Annotated in this window: 5 protein-coding genes; all 5 read right to left on the bottom strand. The window is 32.1% G+C overall.

All coding sequences use genetic code 11. The features are described 5' to 3' along the window. Nucleotides 1-19 precede the first annotated feature (19 nt). The 5 genes from CW731_RS00385 to CW731_RS00365 all read right to left on the bottom strand — a co-directional run bounded on the left by CW731_RS00385 (nucleotide 20) and on the right by CW731_RS00365 (nucleotide 10,248). Entirely contained in the window at nucleotides 20-1,615 is a 1,596-nt protein-coding gene (locus CW731_RS00385) for a sulfatase (RefSeq protein WP_100944844.1), read from the bottom strand. A gap of 17 nt (nucleotides 1,616-1,632) precedes the next feature. Continuing rightward, nucleotides 1,633-3,195, bottom strand: coding sequence for an arylsulfatase (locus tag CW731_RS00380; protein ID WP_100944843.1), 1,563 nt, complete (start codon nucleotides 3,193-3,195; stop codon nucleotides 1,633-1,635). An 8-nt stretch (nucleotides 3,196-3,203) separates the two neighbouring features. Beyond that, nucleotides 3,204-5,633 carry a DUF4982 domain-containing protein gene (locus CW731_RS00375; protein ID WP_100947582.1) on the bottom strand — a complete coding sequence of 810 codons (2,430 nt, stop codon included), beginning with the start codon at nucleotides 5,631-5,633 and terminating at the stop codon, nucleotides 3,204-3,206. A gap of 177 nt (nucleotides 5,634-5,810) precedes the next feature. Next, the gene (locus tag CW731_RS00370; RefSeq protein WP_232734696.1) at nucleotides 5,811-7,058 is read right to left on the bottom strand and encodes a glycoside hydrolase family 27 protein; all 1,248 of its coding nucleotides are present in this window, start codon (nucleotides 7,056-7,058) and stop codon (nucleotides 5,811-5,813) included. Nucleotides 7,059-7,131: 73 nt separating this feature from the next. Continuing rightward, the gene (locus CW731_RS00365; protein ID WP_100944841.1) at nucleotides 7,132-10,248 is read right to left on the bottom strand and encodes a glycoside hydrolase family 2 TIM barrel-domain containing protein; all 3,117 of its coding nucleotides are present in this window, start codon (nucleotides 10,246-10,248) and stop codon (nucleotides 7,132-7,134) included. Nucleotides 10,249-11,890 lie beyond the last annotated feature (1,642 nt).

Here is an 11,890-nt window from a genome sequence, read left to right as displayed (position 1 = left end):
CAAAAAAAAAACAGACACCTTATTTTTTATTATAAAGCTCAATATAGTGGTTATCTAATGTTTCTGAATCTTTATATTTTTCTCTTATCTCTTTCAGTTTTTGTGTCATTTTTTTCACGACATCTGCATAATTTGGATCGTTGTAAACATTGTTTATTTCTTGCGGATCCTTTTTACCATCATACAATTCCCATTCATTCACATCGTGGTAAAAGTGAATCAATTTAAATTCTTTGGTTGCAATACCATAATGTCTTTTCACTGCATGCTCTGCAGGATATTCGTAATAATGATAATAGACAGCTTCTCTGTCCCAAGCTTCTTTTTTACCCGTTAATAAAGGCACCAAACTTTCTCCTTGCATCTCTTTTGGAGCATCAACACCAGCAATTTCAAGAAAAGTTTGAGCAAAATCTAAATTCTGCACCATTTCATCTTCTGTAATTCCTGGTTTTATTTTATTTGGCCATTTAATTAAGAGTGGAGTTTTAAAAGATTCGTTGTACATAAAACGTTTGTCAAACCAACCGTGTTCTCCTAAATAAAAACCTTGATCTGAAGTATACACCACCAACGTATTGTCGGCAAGCTTTTCTTTATCTAAATAATCTAATACACGTCCTACATTATCATCTACAGAAGCAATTGTTCCTAAATAATCTTGCATATACCTTTGGTATTTCCAAACAGTTAATAAAGAATCATTCATGGTTGGATATCGCTTTTTAAAATCTTCATTGATAGGTCCATAAACGGCATCCCAATTTGAACGTTGTTCTGCATTCATACTATACAAACTTTCTCCTAACCTACTCCACTCTTTGATCCCTAATTCCTTAATAGTTTGTGGTGTCAATTTGTTATCATTGGTTAAAGACATGTGTTTAAAAATGCCCATTTGCGCAGTTTTAGACGCAGTTCCTCTTGTCTTATAATCATCAAACAGCGTTGCTGGTAAAGGAAATGTCTTTTTAGTGTACTCCGTAAAATACTTTTTACTCGGCAACCAAGCTCTGTGTGGTGCTTTGTGCAAATACATTAACATAAAAGGTTTTTTAGGGTCTCTTCTGTTTTTCATCCAATCTAAAGTAAGATCGGTAGTAATATCTGTCACATAACCATTAATAATAGTATCTCCTTTTTGTGTTATAAATTTCGGATTGTAATATGCCCCTTGACCTGGTAAAATTTTAAATTCATCAAATCCTTTTGGATTATTACCAAAGTGTAACTTACCAAACATAGCAGTTTGATACCCTGCTTTTTGAAGCAATTGAGGAAACGTAACATTCGTCGTATCAAACTTACTTAAGTTATCAATTTTTCCGTTAATATGACTGTGCTTACCTGTTAATATTACAGCTCTTGAAGGTGCACAAATAGAGTTGGTAACACTTGCGTTTGTAAACAACATTCCTTCTTTTGCAATACGGTCTATGTTGGGTGTTTGTATCAATGCATCATCATAAGCACTAATTGCTTGATATGCATGATCATCAGACATAATGAAAATAATGTTTGGTTTTTGCATATTTTCTTTGGATGAATTTTCAGTTTTACATCCAAAAGCTAAAAGAGCTAAAGCAAAAAAAATAATATGTTTAAATAATTTCATAATGTTTCAGTTTCACTTTATATTGTTTCTAAAACATCAATTAGAAAAGAACTGTTTTCTGGTGTAGTATGTTCTTTTTTAATGATTTCAAAGAATTTTTCAAGCAATTCGGGATGTTGCTCCATTATATTATTTTGTTCTTGAATATCCGTATCTAAATTATACAACTCTACTTCTTTGTTTCCTTTTTTAATATTTTTCCAAATCATTTTCCATTTGCCCATTCTTACTGCAACCTGCCCATTATATCCAGCAAACTCCCAATACAAATACTCGTGTGCTTCTTGTTTGTTTTCATTTGTAAGTGCATTGTAAAAACTAATTCCATCACTTTTATGGGTTGTTTTTACATTTGCAATCTCATTAAACGTTGGTAAAACATCATAAAATGCTGAAATGTGATTGCTTTTAGAACCTGCTTTAATTTTAGCTGGCCAAGTAGCAATCATCGGTACTCTAATTCCGCCTTCATAGGTAAAACCTTTTACCCTTCCATAGTTATTTTTGAAGATTCCAGCACTGTTAAACCACTTAGAATCTGCACCTCCATCTCCAGGACTCGCTGGTCCATTGTCTGATGTAAAAATGATTAAAGTATTCTCATACAAACCTTCTTTCTTTAAATAAGTAACCAATTTCCCTACATTTTTATCTAAATAAGAAACCATTGCTGCATAGGTTGCACGCGGATTTCTAGCCGGAAAATAGCTTCCTTTATTTTTGTGATAATACGGTTTTTCATCTCCAAATTTTTTCACATAATAATCTACCCAATTTTTTGGCGCTTGTAATGGTATGTGCGGAATTGGACTTGCCCAATACATAAAGAAAGGTTCTTTTTTATTTTTTTCAATGAATCCCATCATCTTATCAAAAATTAAAGACGGACTATAATCTGGTTGATTAAATTTCTCATACGTTGCAGCATCTAAAGGATCTCCATCATTTCCAGTACCTGCGTGTGGAGCAATCGTGTCGTTCTTTAAATAAAAACGATGGTCATTTTCATATAAATGTACTGGAGTATATGTATGTGCTTGTCTTTGGCAATTATATCCGAAGAAATAATCGAACCCCATTTCTGTAGGGATAGATGGTGTTTGTGGTGCTCCTAAACCCCATTTACCAACAATACCTGTTTTATAGTTTGCTGATTTTAATAATTGAGCAATGGTTGTTGTATTTTTAGGCATAGGCCTTTGCCCTTCTAAGGTAGAATCTTTTAGCATAGCGGTATAATTCCAAACATCTCCTCTTTCCTCCCACTCATCATTCCCTCTAATACTTGCATGACCACCATGTTTCCCTGTAAGTAAAGAAGCTCTTGCTGGTGCACAAACTGGCGCAGCTGTATAATGCTGGCTAAACAAAATACCTTCTTTTGCTAATGCATCAATATTAGGTGTTTCTATTTTTGTTTGTCCGTAAGCCCCTAAATCTCCATACCCCAAATCATCTGCCAAAATATAAATAATATTTGGTTTGGTGTTTTTTTGTTTTTCTTCGGATTGCTTTTTAGCTAAACAACCTAGTAAAGAAATTAATACTACAAATGTTGTTAGAATGTTAAATGTTTTCATTTTTATATTTATTTTGTGGGGATATTTATTTTTGATGATTTCAGTCCTTTTCCTGAAACCGATAAATTTATTTCTCCTGCTTTTTCATTAGATTGTACCAAAACAACCAATTTTCCGCTAAATAATTTCATGGTTGGTAAATGGAATAGTTCTAAAGAAGTCGCATCACCATTACTAGCTGCTCTGTAAGTTCCATCACCTTTTACTTTAAATTTTAATTGATTGGTTGCTGTAGGACAAATAATTCCGTTTTTATCTACCACCGAAACCGTAACAAAAGCCAAATCTTTTCCGTTTGCTTTTAATACTTTTCTATCTGATTCTAAAATTAGTTTGTAGGGTTTACCAGCCGTTTTTATTTCTTTTTCTGCAGCCGCTTTTCCTTCATTATCAAAGGTAACCACTTTTATCGTTCCTGGTTCATATTTTACGTCCATCCACATTAAACGGTAGCGATTTTTTGGAGTACTTTTATTCTTTTTCTGGATCCCCTTACTTTTTCCGTTTACAAAAAGTTCTGCACTGTCATAACTCGTGTAGACAAAAACTGGTGTAATTTTTCCTTCTCTTCCTTCCCAATTCCAATGCGGAAGCATGTGTAAAGTTTCTTCTTTTGTATTCCAGCGACTGCGATATAAATAATAGCGATCTTTTGGCAAACCTGCCAAATCGTTAATTCCGAAATACGAACTTCGCGATGGCCATTTGGTGTCATACGGAGTTGGTTCGCCTAAATAATCGAAACCGGTCCACACAAACTCACCAATAACCCATGGTTTATCATCTTGTAAAACAAAATCTTCATCGGGAATATTAGACCAACTACAGGCTTCTAAATCGTAAGAAGACGACTGAAAATCTTTATATTGTTTCATTTTAGCTTCTACGACTGGGAATTTATAAATCCCCCGAGAACTTACTGTTGAAGCCGTTTCTGAACCTAAAATGAAACCTTGCGGAAAAGATTCATACGCTTCTTCGTATAGATGGGTTCTGTAATTTAAACCCGGAATATCTAATAAGGCTCCGAAACCAGATGCCATTGTTGCTTTTACTTGATCCATACCAACCGTTACAGGTCTGGTTGGATCTTCTCTATGAAAAATATCTTGCAATCTCTTCGCACGTTTTGCGCCCTCACTTCCCCATTGATCTGGAACTTCATTTCCTGAACTCCACATAACAATACTTGGGTGGTTCCTGGTTGCATGTACTAAATTGACAATGTCTTTTTCTGCATCCGTTTCAAAAAAACGATGATACCCGTTTTCTACTTTGGGTTTTGCCCATTCATCAAAACTTTCGGCTAAAAACAAGAAACCCATTTCATCACTTAATTCTAGTTGTTCTAAAGAAGGCATATTGTGTGCGCTTCGAATGGCATTTACGCCCATATCTTTTAAAATACGTAATTGTCTGCGGATGGCAGCTTTGTTTACAGCGGTTCCGATAGGACCTAAATCGTGATGCAAGCAAACTCCTTTAAATTTAGTGATCTCACCGTTTAAACTGAAGCCTTTTTCTGCTTCGTATTTAATAGATCTAATTCCGAAACGTGTTGAAATTTCATCTTTTAAAATAGTTCCGTTATATATTTGAGAAATAGAAGTATATAAATAAGGTGTTTCCGGACTCCATAACTTTGGATTTTTCACGGCTATATTTTGCTCAAATTCATTACCATAAATGGATGAAGTTTTATTTTTAGCAACTAAACTTCCTTTTGCATCTAAAATTTTGGTAACAATGGTCAATCCTTTTCCTGAAACTTTCGTTTTTACATTTACTTTCGCTAATTCTTTGGCTACTATTGGCGTTGTTATAAAAGTTCCCCATTGTTTAATACTTTCTTTATTCTTGGTAATAATTCGTACATTTCTGTACAAACCTGCTCCTGGATACCAACGTGAAGACAAGCTTTTATTTGTTAACTTAACTGCTAAAGTGTTTTTTTTATTTGCTAGAATATGTTCTGTAATATCAAAATAGAAATAACTGTATCCATAATTCCAACTACCTATTTTTTTACCATTCATAAAAATTTCTGGTTCACTCATAGCGCCTTCAAACAAAATAATTACTTTTTTGTCTTTATTGAAGTCAGGCAACGAAAACTCATTTCTATACCAACCAATTCCTATATAAGGCAATGCACCAGTTCTACCTGTTTTCTCGGTTGGTACTTTTTCTCCGTTTTGAACAATGGCAACCATTTGTTTGTCTATTTCTTTATCAAAAGGACCTTTAATTGCCCAATCGTGCGGAACAACAACTGTTTCCCATTTTGAATCATCAAAAGAAATATTGTGTGCGTTTTTGACAGCACCTTTGGTGAATTTCCAATTTTTTTCTAAAGTAAGTATTTCTCTTACATTGCTTTGTGCAACTGCTGATATGATTAAGAAAAGACTAAATAAAGCTGATAATAGGTTTTTCATTGGACGTTTTAACTTTTCACTTCTTAACACATAAAAACATGATTTACAAATCATTGAGACTAAATAATCTTCATTTTACAAAAAACTGCACGTTTGAGCGCAGTCGAGAACTTAATTTAGGTCTCGACTATGCTCGAACAGACATCTTTTTAATAAGTACACATTACTTTTATATACTTATTTATTCTGAAACACATTAAATGGTTTTGAAGTTCCGATAATTGTTAAAACAACAACACCATGTTTTGGCACCTCAAAAGACAAACTTTTTTGATTCGTTTTTATGAAATCTTTTTTAGCCCAAATATCACGATAGGTATATCCTTCTACAACATCAATTCCTACAGTGTCTAAATTAAAACTAATTGTTTTTGCTTCATTTGACCTGTTCAATAAAGTCACTGCTACTTTACCACTCATAGTATGCACTAATGGTTTTGCCCAGACTTCTAAATCGCCATGATCTACCAATCGTCTAGCTTGATACACTAACGGATCTTGATTTAACGCTATAATTTCTTTATTGGTTAAAATATCGATGGTTTGCTGACTCATTTCTCTTAAATCATTACCTGCCAACAATGGTGAATTCATCATAGACCACATGCTAAAATGTGTTTTATCTTCTTCAAAACTCATACCTCTACCAACTTGCAACATGTCCATATCATTTACATGACCTGGTGAAGCATATTTCCATAAATCTACATTCAAATCTATAATGTTTAAAATAGAATGAAATTCATTGCTAATATCACCAGATATCCTCCAAGAATCTGCTATTTGTAACGCCCATTCCCCAGGAAATTTCCATCTACAAATATTGTAAACCGTGTTTGGTTTAATTTCATTTATGATGTTTGCAATTTGGGTATATCTTGTTTCTTCATCTAAACCTAACCAATCTCCACCACACCAATCAATTTTAATAAAATCATAATTCCAGTCTTTCAACATCAATTTTAAATCTTTTCTATCATGACCTAAAAGTCCAGATCCTACACTAATCGTGTCTTTGTCCCATTGAGATCCACAAGTATTAATACCTGCGTCTGAATAAATACCCGCTTTTAAGCCTTTCGAATGAATATAGTCTGAAATTACTTTCATTCCGTTTGGAAACCTTTCTGGATGTACTAATAAATTTCCTTCGCTATCACGACCACCGAAAAAACCATCATCTATATTCACATAAGAATAACCAGCGGCTGCCATTCCCGAAGAAACCATAAAGTCTGCTTGTCCTTTTATAATCTCCTCATTAATATTCACATGAAAATTGTTCCAACTAGACCAACCCATAATTGGGGTTTGCGGCTTTAAGGTTTCTTTACTATTTTTTTCATTCTGAATGTCTTTGGTATTACCAGAATTTTGACAAGACATAAGTAGCATCAACGCTAAAAATAAAGAGTATTTAATCATATTTTTTTATATTAGAATATCGACTTCCCATAAATTGAGAAGTCGATATTTATTTATTTTTGCATTAATTACCCTATTTACTAATTGGTTTCATCCAATAAGAATATGAATAATTCTGATATTTTAAACGGTATTGTTCCATAGGTAAAGTTCCCCAACTATTGATGCTTCCTAGACCTTGCTGAAAACCATCAATATTTACAAAAACCTCTTTTCTAGCATCTAATTCGCCAGCGTGTCTTTGGGTTCTTTTATCACCAGAACTTAAATCGTCTTCTGTATAATTTAAGGCAGAGAAATGAAATGGAGTTTCACTTAAAAACTGAATTCCAGAACCATCTGCTTTTGTTAAACTTGCCCAACGTACATCTAACTTATTTCCTGTTTCTTGCGGACGGATGTATGGAAAATACTGTTCTTTTATCGTTTGTTTAAACAAGCCTATTTTTACAGCATGCTGTCTGTCTGTATATCCTTCAAAAGGTCCTTTTCCATAAAAAGCAACGTTTTTATAAGCTTCAGGAAAAATCAATTTGTTTCCGAATTTATAAAAATTAGAATACTTCCCTTTATGCGCTTTTAAATCATTCGTTACTTTTACAACACCATTACCATCGATAGCATACGTAACTATTATTTCTGCGTCACCTTCAAATATTTCTCTAGTAAAAACAATTTGAACATCATTTTTAGATACTTGCTTCGTAGCCGTTGTTACAGTACCAGAAGTACCAGCATTTTTCCAAGATTTAAATTTATACTGTGTACCAGCACCATAATCGTTGTCTATTGGTGCACGCCAAAAATTAACTTCTGGTCCGCTTGTTAATAGCTTTTTATTATTATAGGTGTAATCTGTTAAGCTTCCTTCTTTTTGATTAAACGTTAATTGGAAATTGTTTCCGTTTACAGTAATCACATCTCCTTGTGTTTTATAAGTAACAACTTTTGTTGCTTTTGCAGGAACTTGAAAAGTTGCCGCTTGCAATTGAAATTGTTCATACGCAATTCGATGACCTGCTTTTAACAAAGGCTCGTCTGTTTTTAAAACAGCAGCAACATTTAAGAAATATTCAGCACCCTTTTTAAATGAAACTTTAAACGGAATTGCTATAGCTCTTTTAGTTTCTGGTGTTGTTATAATATTATCAATGGTGCCAGATTCTACTATTTCTCCATTGGCAAGTACTTGCCAGTTTAATTTGTAGTTAGATAAATCTCTAAAGAAATACCAGTTTTTAAGATCGATTGTTTTGTTTTTTAAATCGTTTTCATAAAATTTTATATCTTGATAGATGTGTGCAACTTCATGAATATGCGGATTTACTTTTCTGTCTGGTTGTACCAATCCGTTATTTAAAAAGTTATTATCACTTGGCGTTCCTTCGGGTCCGAAATCACCTCCATACGCAAAAATTTCTCTACCATTTTTTTCAATCTTAATTCCTTGATCTACAAAATCCCAAATGAAACCACCCTGTAATTTATCATACTTTTCAAATAAATCCCAATATTCTTTAAAACCTCCCATACTATTTCCCATTGCATGTGCATACTCACATTGCACTAAAGGCTTGGTTCTTCTATCATCTTTTGCATACGCTTCTACATCTTTTGGTGTTGCATACATTGGTACAAATAAATCTGTGTTCCACTCATAAACTGCTCTTTCATGCTGCACAGGTCTTGTATTATCGGTTTTCTTTGCCAATAAATAAGATTCGTAGAAATTATACCCATTTCCAGCTTCATTTGCTAAAGACCAAATTACAATAGAAGGATGATTTTTATCACGTTGAATCATGCGCTCTACACGTTGTAAGTGTGCATTTAACCACTTCGGATCGTTTGCCAAAGTTCTATCTAGAGCATACCCCATTCCGTGAGATTCTATATTTGCTTCATCTACTACGTAAATTCCATATTCATCACATAATTCATAAAAATAAGGATCGTTAGGATAGTGTGAAGTTCTTACTGCATTGATATTGTATTCTTTAAATATTTTAACATCCTTCAGCATATCTTCACGAGAAATAACGTGTCCTGTATTAGGATCGTGCTCATGTCTGTTTACTCCTTTAAATAAAATTGCTTTTCCGTTAACTAAAAAGTTCCCATTTTTAACTTCGGAAGTTCTAAAACCTAATTTTCTAGAAACTGCTTCTAAAACTTCTCCTTTTTTGTCTTTAATAATAATACTTAATTGATATAATTCTGGCGTTTCTGCAGACCAAGTTTTTACTTTTGGGATGGTTTTGTTAAACTGTAAAGTTTTACTAGAATTTGCCGCTAATTCATACTTAGATGAATTACTATAAACTGTTTGATTATTTTTGACTAACTCAACAGAAACAGATCCTTTTTGTTTTTTAGTGTGAATATTTTTAAGAGCTACTGCTAAATCTAAAACGCCGTCTTTATAGTCGTTTTCTAAACCTGCTTTCGCAAAATAATCGGCCAATTGTACTTTTGGTCTCGCATATAAATAGACGTCTCTTTCAATTCCAGAAATTCTCCAAAAATCTTGGCATTCTAAATAACTACCATCACTCCAACGATACACTTCTAAAGCAATACTGTTTGTTCCTGGCTTAACAAATGCTGTTAAATTGAATTCTGCCGGCAATTTAGAACCTTGACTGTACCCAACTTTTTCACCGTTTACCCAAATATAAAAAGCAGATTTAACGGCTCCTAAATGAATAAAGATATCTCTACCATCCCAGTTTTTAGAAACTTCAAATGTTCTTTTATAAGATCCAACAGGGTTGTCTCCGTCTGGAATATCTGGTGGATTTAATTGTCCTTTTTGAAAAGGATACGAAGCATTTACGTAAATAGGCACTCCAAAACCTTCTATTTCCCAATTTCCTGGCACCTTTATACTATCCCATCTAGAAGTGTTGTAGTCTTTTTTATAAAAATCTACCGGTCTAGATTCTGGATTATCACTATAGTTGAATTGCCAAATTCCATTTAATAATAAATAATTTTCTGCTTTAGACAGCTCATCTTGTTTTGCTAAATCTAAAGAATTGTAAGGAAAAAAAGTAGCTCGTGCGTCTAATTTATTAATTCCTACAACATCAGGATTTTCAATAACTGGATCTAGCGTTTGCGCTTGAATGAAGCTACTTCCCATTACCCATAGGAAAACAACTTTTAATAGATGATTTGTTTGTTTCATTATCTCTTTTAATTTAAAAATATTTTTTTTTATTAGTTATATTGAGATAGTTTTTATTAAAAAACATCCTTTATTGAAACTTATTCAACATAGAAAAACTATAATTTAAAAAAACTATAAAGTTATATTAATTTAGCAACCACTCGATTTTATCAATCTACTAAAATAGTTAATTTCCAACAAGTATTATGTTATACTTATATTAAGAGTGATTTCTAATAAATAGAATTAAAAAAAACTATAAAAATCAATCAAATAATAAATATTCTAAACAAAAAATTAATTATTTTTTATCTATTGGCACCCTGGGTTTTGAGTAACACTCGTATTTGTTCTTTTGACACAAGAGGTAAATAATCTCTAGTTAAATAAAACTAAAAATCCTGACGGAAGACTATTTAGATAAGGATATATATTACCATATTCTACAGTTTAATTTAATAATTTATAAAAATTAATTAATCAACATAATATCAACATATTAAATCATCAAAACATCTATCTTCTAAGCCAACTCTACGTTCTCTTTTTACTTCATTAATAAAGTCGCTTACAGCTGTATAAGCGTTGTTTGGCCTACTACTGAAAATATACTTAAACCTTGCGTCCCACCACGATCTCTTAATAAATTAATAGTTATTTCTAAATCAGCTTGTGTTAAAGTACCTAAGTACCTTCATACAAACCTACTCTAAATTTTAAATCTAACGTCATATCTTAGCCAGGTAAAGCTCTATGAGACACCTGCATCACATTAGTTACAGGTCTATCTTTTAGAATTTCAGAATCAGTTGCAATTATCACACCTGTTAAGTTCCCTTTTTTCTGAATACCAAAACCTACATAACTGCATTATAAGGTAGCACTTTAGCCCTGTTTTATTGAGTACTTCCATTAAAATCAAGTAGTGCCATCATCTAAATCTGTAATTGTTGCTTTTACTGCAACTTGCACCGCCATAAAGCTGAGTAAACAAAACCCAAACAGTAATTTACTTACTTTTTAAATCATAAAATTATTTTTACATTATGTTGTACATAATATAAAAATAAAATAAGGGTTAATTTAAGGTTAATTATTTCGACAAACAACAGATGAACAGATCTAAAGGATCTTTTATTGTAAATTATTTAACATTTTAGATAGAATACACATGTTGTAAACTATTTAATAAAAAATTAGAATTAGATAAACTAGAGATAAACAAACAATTTAAAGCGTAAATAATTAATTTATTACTTAAGCTATAACAAAAAAACAATAAAAGTATTTTGAAGTTTAAGAAACTAAATGCTATTATATAAAATTACACTTAACACAATACCTAAGTAACTTATTTACAATAACACATACACTAATAAAGTATTATATATGTTGATAATTTAAAACCTAAATTATTTTTTTTGCTCTTTAATTATACATTTAAAAGAGATGTATATCCCATTTAAAACATATTTTAAACTTATAAACTATAAAAGACATTCCACTTAATTGAATATAAGATTTAGCTACAAAAAACTATCTAACCCAATACATCACAACATGTAATTATACAGGAGCATTAACCAATGTAAAACACAAATTCTTAATAAGAATACTAGTTACTAATAGTTTACAAGAATAATAAATAACATAATGATAA

This window comes from Polaribacter sp. ALD11, from assembly GCF_002831685.1.
GTDB lineage: Bacteria > Bacteroidota > Bacteroidia > Flavobacteriales > Flavobacteriaceae > Polaribacter.
The sequence above is the reverse complement of the archived record's forward strand: the minus strand, read 5'-3'. Positions and strand labels throughout refer to the sequence as shown.